Below are 16,284 nucleotides of genomic sequence, written 5' to 3' on the forward strand. Positions count from 1 at the left end.
CTCAGCTGGCCGCCGCCCCGGCCCACATCTTGTCCACATCCCGCACGCCCCATTCCTCGGCCAGTTCGTACTTGACGATGGCGTCCTGATCCAGCGAAAGGTTGATGACTTCAGGTTCGACCGAACGCCCGGTGCGGGTGGACAGGAAGACCTTGACCTTGGGGTGCAGCAGCGATTTTTCACCCTGTTCGATCACTACGCCCAGGCGTTCGCTTTTCAGACGCACCAGCGCGCCGACCGGGTAGATCCCCACGGTTTTCACGAAGTGCTGAAAGATCTGTTCATCGAAATGGCCTTTCCAGGAGGCCATTTCGCGGATGGATTGCGCGCCGTCCCAGCCTTTTTTGTAGGGCCGTTCCGAGGTGATGGCGTCGTAGACGTCGCAGATCGCGCCCATTCTGGCGAACAGGCTGATCTCGTCGCCCTTCAGGCCATGTGGATAACCGCTGCCGTCGAATTTTTCGTGGTGATGCAGGCACACGTCCATCACCGCCTGGGTCACTTGCTCGGAGCCGCTAAGAATGTCGAACCCGGCCTGCGGGTGGACTTTCATCGCTTCGTATTCTTCAAAGGTCAGGCGGTCGGGTTTGTTGAGGATGGCGAGGGGGATCATCATCTTGCCGACATCGTGCATCAGCCCGGCCACGCCCGCTTCGCGCACCAACTCTTCGCTCAGGTCCATCTGCCGGGCCAGGGCGACCATCAGTGCGCAGACGGCCACCGAGTGCATGTAGGTGTATTCGTCGGAAGTTTTCAGGCGCGACAGGCTGATCAGCGCGTGGGGATGGCGCATGATCGAGGTTGAGATCTCCTCGACCAGCAGATCGACGTCCTCGGTGTTCATCGAGCGGCCCATGCGCGCGTCGCTGAACATGGTCATGACCGCCGCCTTCGCCCGGCCGCAGATCGCCTTGGCGCGGGCCAGCTCCTTGTCCATGGTGCTGGGCGCCGTGTCGCTGGCCAGGTGGGTTGACGAAACCGCAGCCAGAATGGGCGTCTGCGCGTCGGGGCTCCTGCCGCGACCGGTGTCTATCCACACCTCGCGCAAGGTGGCCTGGATGCGCCGCAATACCGCTTCGTCGCGCAATTCGCGCTCGATATGCGCAGTCCAAAACGGATCGTTGATCCGCGGACGGCAGAATTCATGGATGTACATGCCCAGCGTGAGATCCGATACAGCGATTTTTCTCAGCATAAGACTGCTCTTTTACGCTCAGGTCCGGGCTTCCTGCAGGGGCATCGAGTGGGATATCAGTCTCGAGCGCCAGCCATTCCGATAGTTGCGCAGTGCCAGTATATGAGCGGGTCCCTGAAAAAATCATCAGGGAAAAGTGTGGCCCAGACCGGTGGATTTTTCCGCTTCCGGGTTCACCAGCGGCTCAACGATTTTCGAATTCGTGCGCCAGGCCACCGTTATTCGAGTAAAGGCTGGGCGGTGCACCGATCAGCCGGCGAAACATCGTCGAAAATGCGGCCGGGCTCTCGTAGCCCAGATCCAGCGCGATACGGGTGACCGAATCTCCCGAAGACAGCCGCGCCAGCGCCAGCACGACACAGGCTCTCTGGCGCCATTGGCCGAAACTCATGTGGGTCTGCTCCCGAAACAGGCGGCTGAAGGATCGCTCGCTGACGAACAGCTCGCGGGCCCAATCCTGCGGCGACTGATGAATGTCCGGCTTTTGCAGAAATGCCTGGCAGCGGGCCAGAAGTCTCGGCTCGTCGGGCAGTGGAATATGCAGAGGCAACTCCTGCGCCTGGGCCAGCTCCAGCAGCGCCAGGGTAATCAGCACGCCATCGCGGGCCTGTTCGTCGTACTCCAGCGGCATGTCCACCGCTTCAATCAGCAGTTGACGCAGCAACGGCGAAACACCGATCACCTCGCAGGCCGAGCGCGAAGCCGGTGCGGCAGCGGGCTCGATATACAGGCTGCGGGTGCTGACGCCCAGCATCAGGACTTCATGCGCAACACCCGGCGCAATCCAGACTGCCTGTTGCGGTGGCACCACCCAGTCACCCTGATCGGTGGCTACCTTCATCACCCCCGTCGCGCCGTACAGCAATTGTGCACGTCGATGCTGATGGCGGCGCAACAGAAATCCGTCGGGATAGTCAGTGCCAATTGCGATGACAGCGCGAGGCGTGCTGTCCAGCGTATCGATGGAGATGTTGCGCATGACGGCCCGTTGCGAGGGGAAGTTGGCTGAAACACAAACATGATTGGCCTGATTGCTCAAGCCCGTTTGAGTGGCATTGCTTAGGGTCTGGCCATCGTGTTCGAGGAATTCAAGCAATGACTTACCTGATTCTGGCCCTGTTTGGCGGGTTGTCCGGTATCACCACCGTCCTATTCGGATTCGGCGGCGGTTTCGTCGTGGTGCCGGTGTTGTATGGCGTGTTGACCCACAGCGGCGATATGGGCGAGCAGGTGGCGATGCACGTCGCGGTCGCCACGTCGACCTGCGTGATGATCGTCAACGCTTCACTGAGTACCCGCCGATCCGCACGCGCCGGGCATTTGCTCAAGGAGTGGCTGTGGCCGCTGGCGGGATTCATCGCTCTGGGGTCGCTGCTGGGGGCGCTGGCAGCCGGATGGGTCAGCGGGGCGGCATTGCGAGTGGCGTTCATCGTCTATCTGGCCGTCACCATCGTCGACTGCCTGTTTCGCCATGGCTTCGTTTCGCGATCCGAGTCCACCGAACCCAGGCGTCTGAGTCGCAGGATCATGGGGCCGGGGGGAGTGGTGATGGGGGCCGTGGCGACATTTCTGGGCGTGGGTGGCAGCGTCATGACCGTGCCGCTGATGCGCCGCAGCGGCCTGAGCATGACCCAGGCCACCTCCATGGCGAACCCGTTGAGCCTGCCTGTGGCGCTGGTGGGTACGGCCACCTACATGCTGTCCGGATGGCACGGGAGCGCAGAGTTGGGAGCCGCTCACATCGGGTATGTGGATCTGGTCGCTTTTGCGGTGCTGACGATTGGCGCCTGTTTCGGCATGCGTCTGGCGTCGAAGTGGGTCGGGCGGATTCCTGATGCCTTGCATGCGAAGGTGTATGTGGGGTTGTTGGGGTTGGTCATGGTGAGCATGATGGTGGTATGAGGTGAGCCAGTAGTGGGTTGAATAACGACAGTTTTCGGGAGACCCTTGAAGCCTGACTGACTTCCCCTGGCCTCCCATGAAACCCACCCTCATCCGCGAAACCTTCCCCGTCGGCCCTTTGCAGTGCAATTGCACGATCATCGGCGATCCGGTCAGCAAAAAAGCCATCGTGGTCGATCCGGGTGGCAATCACGAATTGATCCTGGCCAAGCTCGAAGCTTACGGTCTGAAGGTGGTCAGCATCATTCACACCCACGCGCATCTGGATCACTTCCTAGCGTCGGGGCAGTTAAAAGAGAAGACCGGGGCGACGCTGCATCTGCATAAAGAGGATCAGTTCCTGTGGGATAACCTCGAAACCCAGTGTCAGGTGTTTCGCGTGCCTTATGTTCCGGTGCCGTCGCCGGATCGCTGGCTGGAGCATGAAGAAGAGCTGGCCTGTGGTTGTGGCGTGGCGCTGCACACGCCGGGGCATACGCCGGGGTCGATGAGTTTCTGGTTTGCGGACGCCGGGCTGTTGATTGCAGGGGACACGCTGTTCAGGCGTGGTGTTGGCCGCACGGATTTGTGGGGCGGCGATCAGGCCACCATCGTGCGCTCGATCAAGGAGCGCCTGTACACCCTCGATGAGGATGCTACGGTGGTGGCAGGGCACGGGCCTGACACTCGCCTGGGCGATGAGATGCGAGAGAATCCTTTCGTCCGTGCGTAGGAATGTTCAGGTGCGGTTAAGGAATTTTTGACGGTCTCCATGCTCTAATCGCGCACATGGCTCGGCCCCACCTTGGGTATCAGGCCGGTGCGCCACAGAAAAGCAAAACAGGAGCTCTCCTTGATGTTCACTTTCCGCCGTTTGGTCATCGCCGCCACTGCACTTGCCGTGCTGTCTGGCTGCGCATCGCAGAATCCGTATGACAATCAGGGGCAGGCCCAGAATTCCGGTGGCATGAGCAAGACCGCCAAATACGGTGGCCTGGGCGCGTTGGCCGGTGCCGTCGCCGGTGCTGCCATCGATCACAACAACCGTGGCAAGGGCGCTCTGATCGGCGCCGCCGTCGTGGGCGCGGCCTCGGCCGGTTATGGTTACTACGCCGACAAGCAGGAAGCCGCCCTGCGCGCGAGCATGGCCAACACCGGCGTGCAAGTGCAGCGTGAAGGCGACAACATCAAGCTGGTCATGCCAGGCAACATCACCTTCGCCACCGACTCTTCGGCCATCGCCAGCAGCTTCTACGCGCCGCTGAACAACCTGGCCGGTTCGCTCAAGCAGTACAACCAGAACGTCATCGAGATCGTCGGTTACACCGACAGCACCGGCAGCCGCCAGCACAACATGGACCTGTCGCAGCAGCGCGCCCAGAGCGTGGCGACTTACCTGACGTCCCAGGGCGTGGATGCGTCCCACTTGTCGGTACGCGGTGCGGGCCCGGATTCGCCGATCGCCAGCAACGCCGACGTCAATGGCCGCGCGCAGAACCGTCGCGTCGAGGTCAACCTGAAGCCGATTCCTGGTCAGCAGTATCAGCAGCAATAAGCTCAGTCAGCGGCAAGCTGCAAGTTTCAAGCTGCAAGTGATGTGAAAACCCCGGCCTGTGTGCCGGGGTTTTATTTGTGCACAGTAGAGATTTCTCTGTAGGAGCGAATTCATTCGCGAATGGTCGGTACATCCGATGCATCTCTGGCGCCTGACCCGTCTTTCGCGAATGAATTCGCTCCTACAGAAAGATCAGCGTTTGTTCTTATGCCGAATACTGCTCGTGCATCTGCCCCAGCAACGCATCCTTCTCTTCCCACAACCGGTTGATCCATTGCTGGAACTCAAGGCGGTAGGCCTCGTCCTGGTCGTAGCTCTTGCCGATGAACTGCGCCGGAATCGGCACCTCTTCAAAGTGCGCGACCACCTGGCGAACCCGGCCACAGAGCAAGTCCCAGTAACCGGGCTGGCCCGAAGGGTAATGAATGGTTACGTTGACGATGGATTCAAGCTGTTCACCCATCGCGTCCAGTACGAAGGCGATGCCGCCGGCCTTGGGTTTGAGCAGGTAGCGAAACGGTGAACCCTGCTGGGCATGCTTGGCCCGGGTGAAGCGCGTGCCTTCGGCGAAGTTGAAGATGCCCACCGGGTTGTTGCGGAATTTCGCACAGGTGCGGCGTGTGGTTTCCAGGTCCTTGCCTTTCTTTTCCGGATGTTTCGCCAGATACGCCTTGCTGTAACGCTTCATGAACGGGAACCCCAGCGCCCACCAGGCAAGGCCGATCACCGGCACCCAGATCAACTCTTGCTTGAGGAAGAACTTGAGCGGGCGAACACGCCGATTCAGCACGTATTGCAGAACCATGATGTCGACCCAGCTCTGGTGGTTGCTGGTCACCAGATACGAGTGCTGATAATCCAGGCGCTCCAGCCCGGTCAGGTGCCATTGGGTGCGCCCGAGCAGGTTGATCCAGGCATTGTTGTTGCTGATCCAGGCCTCGTGGATGTGGCTCATCAGCCAGTCGGTGGCTTTCTGGGCGGCGGGGAAGGGCAGGCACAGTTTGAGGATCGCGACGATAAACAGCGGCGTGCAGCAGATAATCGTGTTGAGCGCCAACAGCAGCGAGGCAATGACACCGCGCAAGGGGGCGGGCAAAAAATCCATGGTGGATCGAACTCCAGAGGCAAGACGGCCGCCGGTGGGTGCCCGGCGGCTCATTGTGAGTGACGTCTGTTAAGGCAGGGTTGCAGCCTGAATGGCGGTCAGCGCGATGGTGTAGACGATGTCGTCCACCTGCGCGCCGCGTGGCAGGTCGTTGACCGGCTTGCGCAGGCCTTGCAGCATCGGGCCCAGGCTCACGCAGTCGGCGCTGCGTTGCACGGCTTTGTACGTGGTGTTGCCGGTGTTGAGGTCCGGGAACACGAACACGTTGGCGCGCCCGGCCACGGGGCTGTCCGGCGCCAGTTGCCGGGCGACGTTTTCGTTGGCGGCGGCGTCGTATTGCAACGGGCCGTCGATCAACAGGCTGCGCTGGGTTTCCTGGGCCAGTTGGGTGGCTTCGCGGACCTTTTCCACTTCTTCGCCCACCGCCGAGTGATCGCTGGAATAGCTGATCATCGCCACCCGCGGCGACAGGCCGAAGGCGACAGCGGAGTCCGCGCTCTGCACGGCGATTTCCGCCAGCTCCCGGGCCGTCGGATGCGGGTTCATGATGCAGTCGCCGTAGACCAGCACCTGCTCGGGAAACAGCATGAAAAACACCGACGACACCAGGGTGCAACCCGGTGCGGTTTTGATCAGTTGCAGGGCGGGGCGAATGGTGTTGGCGGTCGAATGCACAAGCCCCGACACCAGGCCATCGACCTCGTCGAGCGCCAGCATCATGGTGCCGATCACCACCGGATCCTCCAGTTGTTGTTCGGCCATTGGCGCGTTGAGGTTTTTCGCCCGGCGCAGGTCGACCATCGGCGCCACGTAACGCTCGCGGATTTCATCCGGGTCGAGAATTTCCAGCCCCGGCGGCAGCTCGATGCCCTGGGCGCGGGCAACGGCATGCACTTCTTCAGGTTTGGCCAGCAGCACGCAGCGAGCGATGCCTCGGGCCTGGCAGATGGCCGCAGCCTGCACGGTCAGCGGTTCGGCGCCTTCGGGCAGGACGATGCGCTTGTTGGCATTCTGCGCGCGCTGGATCAGCTGATAGCGGAACACCGCCGGCGACAGGCGCATCTCCCGCGGCGTGCCGCAGCGTTGGCTCAACCAGTCGGCATCCAGGTGGCTGGCGACGAAATCGGTGATGATTTCCGCGCGCTCGCGGTCATCGATGGGGATTTCCTTATTCAGCTGATTGAGCTGGTTGGCGGTGTCGTAAGAGCCGGTGCTCACCGACAGCACCGGTAGCCCGGCCTGCAAGGCGCCGCGGCACAGCTCCATCAGGCGCGGGTCGGGGCGGGTGTCGCTGGTCAGCAACAGGCCGGCCAGTGGCACGCCATTCATGGTCGCCATGCTCACCGCCAGAATGATGTCGTCGCGATCACCCGGTGTCACCACCAGCACGCCCGGCTTGAGCAGCTCCAGGGTGTTGAGCACGGTGCGCGCGCAGAGGATGATTTTCGACATGCGCCGCTGTTCGTAATCCCCTGCGTTGATCACCTGGGCGCCGAGCAACTCGGCCACATCGCGGGTGCGCGGAGCGTTCAGATCGGCCTGAAACGGAATGCAGCCCAGCAGGCGGAAATCACCGCTGCGCAGCAGTGGCGAGTGCTCCCGCAGACGCGCCGAAAACGCTTCCATGCTTTCATCGGTGCGCACCTTGTTGAGGATCACGCCGAGCACTTTGGGGTCTTTCGGTCCACCGAACATCTGCGCCTGCAACTCGACGCGGCCGGACAGCTCGGTCAGCACTTCATTCTCCGGCGCCGAGACCAGAATCACCTCGGCATCCAGTGCCTTGGCCATGTGCAGGTTGACCCGCGCGGCGTAGCTGGCGCTGCGGGTCGGCACCATGCCTTCGACGATCAGCACGTCGCGGCCGACCGAAGCCTGTTGGTATAGGTTGATGATTTCTTCGAGCAGTTCATCGAGCTGGCCTTCACCGAGCATGCGCTCGACATGGGCCAGGGCCAGCGGCTTGGGCGGGCGCAGGCCGTGTGTCCGGGCGACCAGTTCGGTGGAGCGCTCGGGGCCGAGATCGCCGGGATGCGGCTGGGCGATGGGTTTGAAAAAGCCGACTTTGAGTCCGGCGCGCTCCAGGGTTCTCACCAGCCCCAGGCTGATGGACGTCAAACCCACACCGAAGTCTGTGGGCGCGATAAAAAAAGTCTGCATGCGGGCTTCTCGAAAGTGAGCGTGCAAGGGTCACGGCATCAGTTGTGCCAGTGGACCGAATAAAACCGGGCGCTGTTCAGTCGCAGCGCCTCAACGGGGCACAAGGTTATCGTCAACAGGCCCCTGCGCGCACCAGCCGCAGTGAAAGGATTGGCCTATTTTTTCCTCGCGCAGGCGAGCATCGAGGACCCAGGCCCGGGATTGCCAGGGCGGCTGGTGGCGCAGGTGCTGGGTATGGCCGCACGCAAGCTCCACCACCCAGTGCCCGTCGTCGTCCTGATGAAAGCCGGTAATGGTGGTGTCGCTCACAGGCAATGGGGAGTCGCGCAATCGGGGCCGTCCGTCTGAGTTGCGTTCGCTTTCGCGCGAGGGCTTGGTTAGACTTGTTCGCTCATATCTCTTTTTGCAAAAGGTCTTGCCCCATGCCGATCGCCGCCAACAAGGCTGTCTCCATTGACTATACCCTGACCAACGACGCTGGTGAGGTCATCGACAGCTCGTCCGGCGGCGCGCCGCTGGTTTACCTGCACGGTGCAGGCAACATCATCCCGGGTCTGGAAAAGGCACTGGAAGGCAAGGATGTCGGTGACGAGCTCAAGGTCGCCATCGAGCCTGAAGACGCTTACGGCGAGTACTCCGCCGAGCTGGTCAGCACCCTGGACCGCAGCATGTTCGAAGGCGTCGACGAACTGGAAGTGGGCATGCAGTTCCACGCATCCGCTCCGGACGGCCAGATGCAGATCGTCACCATTCGTGACCTGGACGGCGACGAAGTCACTGTCGACGGCAACCACCCGCTGGCCGGTCAGCGCCTGAATTTCCAGGTGAAAATCGTTGCCGTTCGTGATGCCAGCCAGGAAGAAGTCGCCCACGGTCACGTGCATGGCGAAGGTGGCCATCACCACTGATTTGTCCTGCTAAGCTTCACTTAGCTGGCCAGGCGTCCTCGCGGGTCGTTGCGAAAACCTTCTTGTTTTCGCGACCCGACAGGGCGCTTTTTTCAGGCCAACGTTTATCAGGGGAGTTCGTCATGAGTATATTTCACGACCTGAAATTAAAAGCTCTGGATGGCCAGGAACTGCCTCTCGCGCCGCTCAAAGGCAAAGTGGTCCTGGTGGTCAATGTGGCGTCCAAATGCGGCCTCACACCTCAGTACGCAGCACTGGAAAACCTCTACCAGCAGTACAAGGACAAAGGCTTCAGCGTTCTGGGCTTGCCCTGCAACCAGTTCGCCGGCCAGGAGCCTGGTACTCAGGAAGAAATCCAGGCGTTCTGCTCGCTCAACTATGGCGTGACCTTCCCGCTGGGCGACAAGCTCGACGTGAACGGCCCTCATCGCCACCGGCTGTATCAGATGCTGGCCGGCGAAGGCGCCGAGTTTCCCGGCGACATCACCTGGAACTTCGAAAAGTTTCTGGTCGGTCAGGACGGCCGGGTGCTGGCGCGTTTCTCGCCACGGACCACGCCGGATGATCCTGCAGTGATCCAGGCGATCGAAAAAGCGCTGCATTGAATCAGATTCGCAACCCCTGTAGGAGCGAATTCATTCGCGAAAAAAGGTAAGGCGACTTAGATGTATCGTCGGTTAGAGCCATTCGCGAATGAATTCGCTCCTACAGAGATCGTTTTTATTCCGCCACGCCGCGAGCACCCGTTTCGCGCGTTTCTTGACCTTAATCACTCCAATCAATAGTGCTGGGCATCGCGGCGCATTCGGCTCATCCTGTATTACCTGAATAATATTTTCCATGCCGAGGACGCTTGCATGCCAGTCAAAGCCTTGTTCAAACCGTTCCACCTGGGCAGCCTGGAGTTGCCGACCCGCGTGGTGATGGCGCCGATGACCCGCTCGTTCTCCCCCGGTGGCGTACCCAATGCCAAGGTCATCGAGTACTACCGTCGTCGCGCCGCTGCAGGCGTCGGGCTGATCATCACCGAAGGCACCACGGTGGGCCACAAGGCCTCCAACGGCTATCCGAATGTTCCGCAGTTCTTCGGAGAAGCGGCGCTCGCTGGCTGGAAGCAAGTGGTGGATGCGGTTCACGCCGAAGGCGGCAAGATCGTCCCACAACTGTGGCACGTGGGGGCGGTGCGTCGTCTCGGCACCGAGCCTGACGCCAGCGTTCCGGGTTATGGCCCGACCGAGAAGCTCAAGGACGGCAATGTCGTCGTTCATGGCATGAGCAAACAGGACATCGACGAGGTCATCGCCGCGTTCGCCCAGGCGGCCAAGGATGCGCAGGCCATCGGCATGGATGGCGTGGAAATCCACGGCGCCCACGGTTACATCGTCGACCAGTTCTTCTGGGAAGGCACCAACCAGCGCACCGATGAATACGGTGGCGATCTGGCCCAGCGCTCGCGTTTTGCCATCGAGCTGATCCAGGCCGTCCGCGCTGCCGTGGGCCCTGATTTCCCGATCATCTTCCGTTACTCGCAGTGGAAACAGCAGGACTACAGCGCGCGCCTGGTCGAAACGCCGGAAGCCTTGGGCGCGTTCCTCAAGCCGCTGTCTGACGCAGGCGTGGATATTTTCCACTGCTCGACGCGGCGTTTCTGGGAGCCGGAGTTCGAAGGTTCCGACCTGAACCTGGCCGGCTGGACGCGCAAGCTCACCGGCAAGCCGACCATCACCGTGGGCAGCGTGGGCCTGGATGGCGAGTTTCTGCAGTTCATGGTCAATACCGACAAGGTGGCCAAACCCGCGAGCCTTGAAAACCTGCTCAAGCGCCTGGGCGACGACGAGTTCGATCTGGTGGCGGTGGGGCGTGCGCTGCTGGTCGATCCGGACTGGGCGGTGAAAGTGCGTGACGGCCGCGAGGAAGACATCCTGCCGTTCAGCCGGGATGCGTTGGGCAAGTTGGTGTAAGCGGATGCTGGTTTTTCTGTAGCAGCACGGCTTGCCGGCGGGGGCGTCCTCGAGATCGCTCCCGCGGGCAAGCCCGGCTGCTACGCAAGGCTCACGCCTTCAAATGCCCAACACCACCCCATTGCGCAACTCGCTCGCATTGCGCAGATACCCCTCGAACGCATCGATGACCCCGCTCCAGCCCTGACGGCTGGCGTGTTGCCGGGCGTTGAGCCGCACTCGCCTCAAGGTCTCGTCGTCTTCGAGCATCCAGCAGGCGGCATCGATAAAGCCTTCTTCATCCTCCGGCATCGCCAGCGCGCCATTGTGGCCGTGGCGAATATGCTGGGCGGCGGCCGCCTGATCGTACGCCACCACCCCCAATCCGGAGGCGAGGGCTTCGAGCACCACGTTGCCAAAGGTCTCGGTCAGGCTGGGGAACAGAAACAGATCGCCCGAGGCATAGTGAGCCGCCAACGCTTCGCCGCGCTGGGTGCCGCAGAAGATTGCATCAGGCAGCTGTTGCTCCAGCGGCGCGCGCATGGGGCCGTCGCCGACGATCACCAGCTTGAGCTTCTTGTCGGGATAGGCGCTGGTCAGCTTGTCGAAACTGACCTTGAGCAGGCCGAGGTTCTTCTCCTGAGCCAGCCGCCCCACATGCAACACTGCGGTGTCACCGGCTTCAAGGCCCCAAGCTTCGCGCAGGAACGTCGAGCGCTTGGACGGGTGGAACAGCTGACAATCCACGCCCCGCGACAGCAATTCCAGCCGCTCGAAACCGCGCCGCTCGAGCTCGGTCTTCTGGCTGACACTGGGCACCAGCGTGGCATTTGAGCGGTTATGAAACCAGCGCAGGTAGTTGGTCAGAATCCGCGTGACGAACCCCAGGCCATAGGGGCGCGTGTACTGCTGAAAATTGGTGTGAAACCCACTGACGATCGCGATGCGCAGCCGCCGTGCCGCCCGCAGTGCCGAAAGCCCCAGCGGCCCTTCCGTGGCGATGTACAACACATCCGGCCGGTTGCGCGTCCAGCGCCGCAGCAGCTTGTGCATCGACGACTGCCCCCACTGCAACCCCGGATACCCCGGAATCGGCCAGCCGCGACACAGCATCAGATCGTCCCCGGCAGCGCGCAATTCATCCTCGCTCTGCCGCGGCCGAATCACCTCCACCCGATGCCCGCGCAAGCGCAAGCCATCGCACAACCGGCTCAGCGTGTTGGCCACACCATTAATCTCGGGTGCGTAGGTTTCGGTGATCAGGGTAATGCGCAGGGATTTACTCATGACAGCCAGTTTCTGAGCCGCGCGTTGCGCTTGTGTGGCGGTTGGGTGATGGATTTGTGACGACGCTAGTCTGGAAGGCGAATCTGATCGCAGATCCGCCTGAGTTGGCAGTACACGCTTTGTCTCAACCGCCATTTCCCGTCACAAACGGCACAATCCGCGACGTGCCCACTTTCTCCAGCGCCGCAGCCTCGGGGATGTAGCTGGTCTGCACTGGATTAAGGCTCACCAGATCCAGATGCGAGCGCGGTCTTACCAGTCTTGAAAGATTGGCCGGTTCTGCCTTGAGCGTTTTTGATGGTGGGTTTTCCATCGCCTCCGCCAGTGCCTGCAGGAACTTGGGGGCGTTGGGTTCGGGTTTGGGTTTTGGCTTGAGCAGCGTCGATGCAGGGACGTTCGCTGAGGTGATGCGGTTCGATTCCATGGTCTGAAACTCCCGACGATAAAAAGCGTGGGCCGGCGAAGGCCGGTCGCCTGTTAGGGGCGGGTCCATGGTTGAACAGGTGGTGCGTGGGATGTATGGAAGACTTTTGTAAGACTTGTCTGAATTTTTTCGGGCAGAAAAAAGGCCTCGTCAGAGGCCTTGATCTATTCAGCTCGCTTGCGGCACCCGTACCTCTGCGCCACGCTCGCGGACCCAGAACAACGTCGCTCCGGCCACCGCTGCCGGCATCATCAGGATGTTGACCACGGGGATCAGCAGCGCCAGATAGACCATGCCGCCAAAGCTCATGCTCTGCCAGCGCTTGGCCCGCAGCCAGGCGAGCATGTCTTGCCAGCTCATCTTGTGGTTGTCCGCCGGGTAGTCGATGTACTGGATGGCCATCATCCAGACGCCGAACAGCAGCCACAGCGGTGCGGCGATGATGTTGACCACGGGGATCCACGACAGGATGAACAGGCCGATGGCGCGGGGCAGGAAGTATCCCAGTTTGCGCATCTCGCGGCCGAAGGTGCGCGGGACCATCGCCACCAGTTCGCCCCAGCTGAACGCGGGGAAATCATCGGTGCCGCGCACCACCACTTCGACCTTTTCCGCGAGGAAGCCGTTGAACGGCGCGGCGATGACGTTGGCGATCATGGTGAAGGTGAAGAACACCATCAGCACCACCAGCACCACGAACAGCGGCCAGAGGATGTAGTTGAGAAAGCTCAGCCAGCTGGGCAGGGTGGGCATGAACGAGTCGACCCAGAGCCTGAACTCGTGGCCGGCGAAATAGATCAGGGCGCCGAACAGCACCAGGTTGATGGTCAGCGGCAGCAGGACGAACAGGCGCAGGCTGGGGCTCAGGACCAGTTTCAAACCTTCGCGCAGGTATTGCGGGCCAGACAGGGCGGGTGCAGGCATGTGGGCCTCCAAACGTTGGAATCGCGCCGACCTTACCGGCTTTGCGCAAGGGGCGGAAGCGCGATCGCTGCGGTGACATTCGCCGAAACAATCTGGCGCGGGTAAAGTCCTATCCACATCCCCTGCGACACGCTTTGTCGGAATAGGTGCGGTCTATGAGCTGGATTGTGAATCGATATTTCCTTAATCTTCGCGGCCCCGATAAGCTTGCGGGCAACTTTTAGACCTATTCCCATTCACTTTGAACCTCGAAGGAGTTTTGATGAGCGTTCTGGTAAACAAACAAGCCCCTGATTTCACCGCAGCGGCAGTCCTGGGTGACGGTTCGATCGTCGACAGCTTCCAGCTGTCCTCCCTGCGTGGCAAATACGTCGTGCTGTTCTTCTGGCCGCTGGACTTCACGTTCGTGTGCCCATCGGAAATCATCGCCCACGACAACCGCATCGCTAAATTCCGCGACCTGGGCGTAGAAGTGGTCGGCGTTTCCGTCGACTCGCACTTCACCCACGCCGCCTGGCGCAACACCCCGGTGAATCAGGGCGGCATCGGTCCGGTCCAGTTCACCATGGTGGCCGACATCAAGCACGAGATCACTCGCGCCTACGGTATCGAACACGAAGACGGCGTTGCGCTGCGCGGTTCGTTCCTGATCGACCAGAACGGTGTGGTTCAGCATCAGGTCGTGAACAACCTGCCACTGGGCCGCGACGTCGACGACATGGTGCGGCTGGTCGAAGCCCTGCAGTTCACCGAACAGCACGGCGAAGTCTGCCCTGCTGGCTGGCGTCCAGGCCAGAAAGGCATGAAGGCTGACGCTTCGGGCGTTGCCGACTACCTGGCTGAAAACGCCAAGAGCCTGTAAGACCCTTGCTGCGACGCGAGTCGCAGCATCCAGATTCCAGGAAGGGCGGCGCGCCTCGCTGCGAGCAGTCGCCCATCCTTTATAGATGCGCCGGTATGCGTACAGATGCGCCGGTTCGAAAACTGTAACTCCGACCACAGGTAAACGTTGGCCGGTCAATAGGAGTGTGTCATGTCCGATGTACGTCATTCCCGAGTGATTATTCTCGGCTCCGGCCCTGCCGGTTACAGCGCTGCGGTCTATGCGGCACGCGCCAACCTCAAGCCTCTGCTGATCACCGGCATGCAGGCCGGCGGTCAGCTGACCACCACCACCGAAGTCGACAACTGGCCGGGCGACCCCCATGGCCTGACCGGCCCGGTGCTGATGGAGCGCATGCGCGAGCACGCCGAGCGTTTCGAGACCGAGATCATTTTCGACCATATCAACGCGGTCGACCTGGCGGGCAAACCGTTCAGCCTCAAGGGCGACAGCGGCACCTACACCTGTGACGCGCTGATCATCGCCACCGGCGCCAGCGCCCGCTACCTGGGTCTGCCGTCCGAAGAGGCGTTCATGGGCAAGGGCGTTTCGGCCTGCGCGACCTGCGACGGTTTCTTCTATCGCAACAAGCCGGTGGCCGTGGTCGGTGGTGGTAACACGGCGGTGGAAGAGGCGCTGTACCTGGCCAACATCGCCAGCAAAGTGACCCTGGTGCACCGCCGCGATACCTTCCGCGCCGAGAAGATCCTGATCGACAAGCTGCACGCCCGTGTCGCCGAAGGCAAGATCGAGCTCAAGCTGAACGCGACCCTGGACGAAGTGCTGGGCGACAACATGGGTGTCACCGGCGCGCGCCTGAAAAACAACGACGGCAGCTTCGACGAAGTGAAAGTCGACGGCGTATTCATCGCCATCGGCCACACGCCGAACACCTCGCTGTTCGACGGCCAGCTGGCGCTGAAAGACGGCTACATGGTCGTCAACGGCGGCCGTGAAGGCAATGCGACCGCCACCAGCGTCGAGGGTGTGTTCGCGGCAGGTGACGTGGCTGACCACGTGTACCGTCAGGCGATCACCTCGGCCGGCGCAGGCTGCATGGCCGCACTGGACGTTGAGCGTTACCTGGACGGCCTGGCGAACGCTTCGTTCTGATTAGGTGCTCCAAACAAAAAACCGGCTCGATTGAGCCGGTTTTTTTGTGCCTGCGCGTTGGGCATCTCATTGAACGCTCGCCCCCTAGCACCCCATGCTCGTGCGCTACGCCATCACCGCGCCCCGTAGCAGCAGCGATCTTGAGGACGTTGTCCCTGTAGGAGCGAATTCATTCGCGAAAAGACGAACCCGGCGACACATTTATATCGTCTGGCAGATCATTCGCGAATAAATTCGCTCCAACAGATCGTATCAGGCCTTGCGGGTCAATGGCTGCGCGCTGAATTTCACGCCCGCCAGACCATGCGCGATCAGCGCGCGAATGTTGCCATGGTCGCTGCCTTCCGGCGTGGCCACAACCGAGCGGTAGTGTTCGCCAAACGCCAGCAGCGCTTCTTCATCGCTCAGTCCTTCCAGCACGGCCAGGCCCAGGGTCTTGCAGGAGCCTTCGTTCTGGCCAGCGGCGTTTTCCACCGGGCCGTTGCTGAACGCCTGAGGCTGGTAGTCATAGTGCGCGGCCACGAACGCCAGGGTATCGGCGAAAACGTGTTCGCCGCTCTTGAGGCTGGCGCGCAGGGTGTTCAAATCAGTCATGCTTTTTTTTCCTTGGCGAACGCGGCTTGCTGCTCGGCGCTGGCTTCTTTCTGGTAGAGGGATTTCCACTCGCTGTACGGCATGCCGTAAACCACTTCGCGGGCGTCGTCGAGGCTGATGTCGATCTGCTTCTCGTCGGCGGCGGCCTTGTACCATTTGGACAGGCAGTTGCGGCAGAAGCCGGACAGGTTCATCAGGTCGATGTTCTGCACGTCCTTGCGGCTGTCCAGGTGCGCGACCAGGCGGCGAAAGGCGGCGGCTTCGAGTTCCAGGCGTTGTTGCTCGGTCATGATGGGCTCTGCATGTAAAAGTGCT

The 16,284-nt window shown here is 61.4% G+C and carries 17 protein-coding genes and 1 pseudogene; 8 read left to right on the plus strand and 10 right to left on the minus strand.

Translation table 11 applies throughout. The annotated features are described in order from the left end of the window. Window position 1 precedes the first annotated feature (1 nt). Together AC1MEK_RS19825 and AC1MEK_RS19830 are read right to left on the minus strand one after the other, a co-directional pair. Complete coding sequence (locus AC1MEK_RS19825; protein WP_480397967.1) at window positions 2-1,195, minus strand: HD-GYP domain-containing protein; 1,194 nt, start codon at window positions 1,193-1,195, stop codon at window positions 2-4. Between the two features lie 184 nt (window positions 1,196-1,379). Continuing rightward, window positions 1,380-2,174 carry an AraC family transcriptional regulator gene (locus AC1MEK_RS19830; protein ID WP_480397968.1) on the minus strand — a complete coding sequence of 265 codons (795 nt, stop codon included), beginning with the start codon at window positions 2,172-2,174 and terminating at the stop codon, window positions 1,380-1,382. Window positions 2,175-2,290: 116 nt separating this feature from the next. On the opposite strand from AC1MEK_RS19830, the gene AC1MEK_RS19835 reads away from it, so the two are divergent. From AC1MEK_RS19835 to AC1MEK_RS19845, 3 genes are all read left to right on the plus strand, one after another. Further along, window positions 2,291-3,097: a sulfite exporter TauE/SafE family protein gene (locus AC1MEK_RS19835; RefSeq protein ID WP_480397969.1), complete on the plus strand. Its 807-nt coding sequence runs from the start codon at window positions 2,291-2,293 to the stop codon at window positions 3,095-3,097. A 76-nt stretch (window positions 3,098-3,173) separates the two neighbouring features. Continuing rightward, entirely contained in the window at window positions 3,174-3,809 is a 636-nt protein-coding gene (locus AC1MEK_RS19840; protein WP_480397970.1) for an MBL fold metallo-hydrolase, read from the plus strand. 123 nt (window positions 3,810-3,932) lie between these two features. Then, window positions 3,933-4,631 carry a YiaD family glycine zipper/OmpA-like lipoprotein gene (locus AC1MEK_RS19845; RefSeq protein WP_480397971.1) on the plus strand — a complete coding sequence of 233 codons (699 nt, stop codon included), beginning with the start codon at window positions 3,933-3,935 and terminating at the stop codon, window positions 4,629-4,631. 205 nt (window positions 4,632-4,836) lie between these two features. On the opposite strand, the gene AC1MEK_RS19850 is transcribed toward AC1MEK_RS19845, so the two are convergent. The 3 genes and pseudogenes from AC1MEK_RS19850 to AC1MEK_RS19860 form a co-directional block, all read right to left on the minus strand. Next, on the minus strand, window positions 4,837-5,736 hold the full coding sequence (locus AC1MEK_RS19850; RefSeq protein WP_480397972.1) for an acyltransferase: 900 nt from the start codon (window positions 5,734-5,736) through the stop codon (window positions 4,837-4,839). Window positions 5,737-5,805: 69 nt separating this feature from the next. Next, entirely contained in the window at window positions 5,806-7,896 is a 2,091-nt protein-coding gene (pta, locus tag AC1MEK_RS19855) for a phosphate acetyltransferase (protein ID WP_480397973.1), read from the minus strand. Window positions 7,897-7,986: 90 nt separating this feature from the next. Further along, window positions 7,987-8,350: pseudogene (locus AC1MEK_RS19860) on the minus strand (DUF3565 domain-containing protein). On the opposite strand from AC1MEK_RS19860, the gene AC1MEK_RS19865 reads away from it, so the two are divergent. The 3 genes from AC1MEK_RS19865 (at window position 8,319) to AC1MEK_RS19875 (ending at window position 10,765) form a co-directional block, all read left to right on the plus strand. After that, complete coding sequence (locus tag AC1MEK_RS19865; RefSeq protein ID WP_480397974.1) at window positions 8,319-8,804, plus strand: FKBP-type peptidyl-prolyl cis-trans isomerase; 486 nt, start codon at window positions 8,319-8,321, stop codon at window positions 8,802-8,804. The pseudogene AC1MEK_RS19860 and the gene AC1MEK_RS19865 overlap by 32 nt on opposite strands. A 122-nt stretch (window positions 8,805-8,926) precedes the next feature. After that, entirely contained in the window at window positions 8,927-9,409 is a 483-nt protein-coding gene (locus AC1MEK_RS19870) for a glutathione peroxidase (RefSeq protein ID WP_480397975.1), read from the plus strand. A gap of 252 nt (window positions 9,410-9,661) precedes the next feature. Further along, window positions 9,662-10,765, plus strand: a complete 1,104-nt coding sequence (locus AC1MEK_RS19875) for an NADH:flavin oxidoreductase (RefSeq protein WP_480397976.1) — start codon at window positions 9,662-9,664, stop codon at window positions 10,763-10,765. Between the two features lie 99 nt (window positions 10,766-10,864). On the opposite strand, the gene AC1MEK_RS19880 is transcribed toward AC1MEK_RS19875, so the two are convergent. From AC1MEK_RS19880 to cysZ, 3 genes are all read right to left on the minus strand, one after another. Further along, the gene (locus AC1MEK_RS19880) at window positions 10,865-12,031 is read right to left on the minus strand and encodes a glycosyltransferase family 4 protein (RefSeq protein ID WP_480397977.1); all 1,167 of its coding nucleotides are present in this window, start codon (window positions 12,029-12,031) and stop codon (window positions 10,865-10,867) included. Between the two features lie 124 nt (window positions 12,032-12,155). After that, window positions 12,156-12,455: a hypothetical protein gene (locus tag AC1MEK_RS19885; protein ID WP_480397978.1), complete on the minus strand. Its 300-nt coding sequence runs from the start codon at window positions 12,453-12,455 to the stop codon at window positions 12,156-12,158. A 168-nt stretch (window positions 12,456-12,623) separates the two neighbouring features. Further along, entirely contained in the window at window positions 12,624-13,379 is a 756-nt protein-coding gene (gene cysZ / locus AC1MEK_RS19890) for a sulfate transporter CysZ (protein WP_480397979.1), read from the minus strand. A gap of 262 nt (window positions 13,380-13,641) precedes the next feature. Here cysZ and AC1MEK_RS19895 point away from each other — a divergent pair, with 262 nt between their 5' ends. Together AC1MEK_RS19895 and trxB are read left to right on the plus strand one after the other, a co-directional pair. Beyond that, entirely contained in the window at window positions 13,642-14,241 is a 600-nt protein-coding gene (locus tag AC1MEK_RS19895) for a peroxiredoxin (protein ID WP_480397980.1), read from the plus strand. A gap of 171 nt (window positions 14,242-14,412) precedes the next feature. Beyond that, on the plus strand, window positions 14,413-15,375 hold the full coding sequence (trxB, locus tag AC1MEK_RS19900) for a thioredoxin-disulfide reductase (protein ID WP_480397981.1): 963 nt from the start codon (window positions 14,413-14,415) through the stop codon (window positions 15,373-15,375). 252 nt (window positions 15,376-15,627) lie between these two features. On the opposite strand, the gene AC1MEK_RS19905 is transcribed toward trxB, so the two are convergent. Together AC1MEK_RS19905 and AC1MEK_RS19910 are read right to left on the minus strand one after the other, a co-directional pair. After that, window positions 15,628-15,969, minus strand: coding sequence for a HopJ type III effector protein (locus AC1MEK_RS19905; RefSeq protein ID WP_480397982.1), 342 nt, complete (start codon window positions 15,967-15,969; stop codon window positions 15,628-15,630). Beyond that, on the minus strand, window positions 15,966-16,259 hold the full coding sequence (locus AC1MEK_RS19910) for a DUF1244 domain-containing protein (RefSeq protein WP_480397983.1): 294 nt from the start codon (window positions 16,257-16,259) through the stop codon (window positions 15,966-15,968). The genes AC1MEK_RS19905 and AC1MEK_RS19910 overlap by 4 nt, the downstream gene beginning before the upstream one ends. Window positions 16,260-16,284: the final 25 nt, after the last annotated feature.

The sequence above is a fragment of the Pseudomonas sp. 2 genome, assembly GCF_056627435.1.

Coding starts and splice junctions, on each gene's coding strand:
- AC1MEK_RS19910 (WP_480397983.1), bottom strand. CDS start 16,259: ATGACCGAGCAACAACGCCTGGAACTCGAAGCCGCCGCCTTTCGCCGC.
- AC1MEK_RS19875 (WP_480397976.1), top strand. CDS start 9,662: ATGCCAGTCAAAGCCTTGTTCAAACCGTTCCACCTGGGCAGCCTGGAG.
- AC1MEK_RS19850 (WP_480397972.1), bottom strand. CDS start 5,736: ATGGATTTTTTGCCCGCCCCCTTGCGCGGTGTCATTGCCTCGCTGCTG.
- pta (WP_480397973.1), bottom strand. CDS start 7,896: ATGCAGACTTTTTTTATCGCGCCCACAGACTTCGGTGTGGGTTTGACG.
- AC1MEK_RS19905 (WP_480397982.1), bottom strand. CDS start 15,969: ATGACTGATTTGAACACCCTGCGCGCCAGCCTCAAGAGCGGCGAACAC.
- AC1MEK_RS19865 (WP_480397974.1), top strand. CDS start 8,319: ATGCCGATCGCCGCCAACAAGGCTGTCTCCATTGACTATACCCTGACC.
- AC1MEK_RS19870 (WP_480397975.1), top strand. CDS start 8,927: ATGAGTATATTTCACGACCTGAAATTAAAAGCTCTGGATGGCCAGGAA.
- AC1MEK_RS19830 (WP_480397968.1), bottom strand. CDS start 2,174: ATGCGCAACATCTCCATCGATACGCTGGACAGCACGCCTCGCGCTGTC.
- trxB (WP_480397981.1), top strand. CDS start 14,413: ATGTCCGATGTACGTCATTCCCGAGTGATTATTCTCGGCTCCGGCCCT.
- AC1MEK_RS19895 (WP_480397980.1), top strand. CDS start 13,642: ATGAGCGTTCTGGTAAACAAACAAGCCCCTGATTTCACCGCAGCGGCA.
- AC1MEK_RS19835 (WP_480397969.1), top strand. CDS start 2,291: ATGACTTACCTGATTCTGGCCCTGTTTGGCGGGTTGTCCGGTATCACC.
- AC1MEK_RS19840 (WP_480397970.1), top strand. CDS start 3,174: ATGAAACCCACCCTCATCCGCGAAACCTTCCCCGTCGGCCCTTTGCAG.
- cysZ (WP_480397979.1), bottom strand. CDS start 13,379: ATGCCTGCACCCGCCCTGTCTGGCCCGCAATACCTGCGCGAAGGTTTG.
- AC1MEK_RS19880 (WP_480397977.1), bottom strand. CDS start 12,031: ATGAGTAAATCCCTGCGCATTACCCTGATCACCGAAACCTACGCACCC.
- AC1MEK_RS19825 (WP_480397967.1), bottom strand. CDS start 1,195: ATGCTGAGAAAAATCGCTGTATCGGATCTCACGCTGGGCATGTACATC.
- AC1MEK_RS19845 (WP_480397971.1), top strand. CDS start 3,933: ATGTTCACTTTCCGCCGTTTGGTCATCGCCGCCACTGCACTTGCCGTG.
- AC1MEK_RS19885 (WP_480397978.1), bottom strand. CDS start 12,455: ATGGAATCGAACCGCATCACCTCAGCGAACGTCCCTGCATCGACGCTG.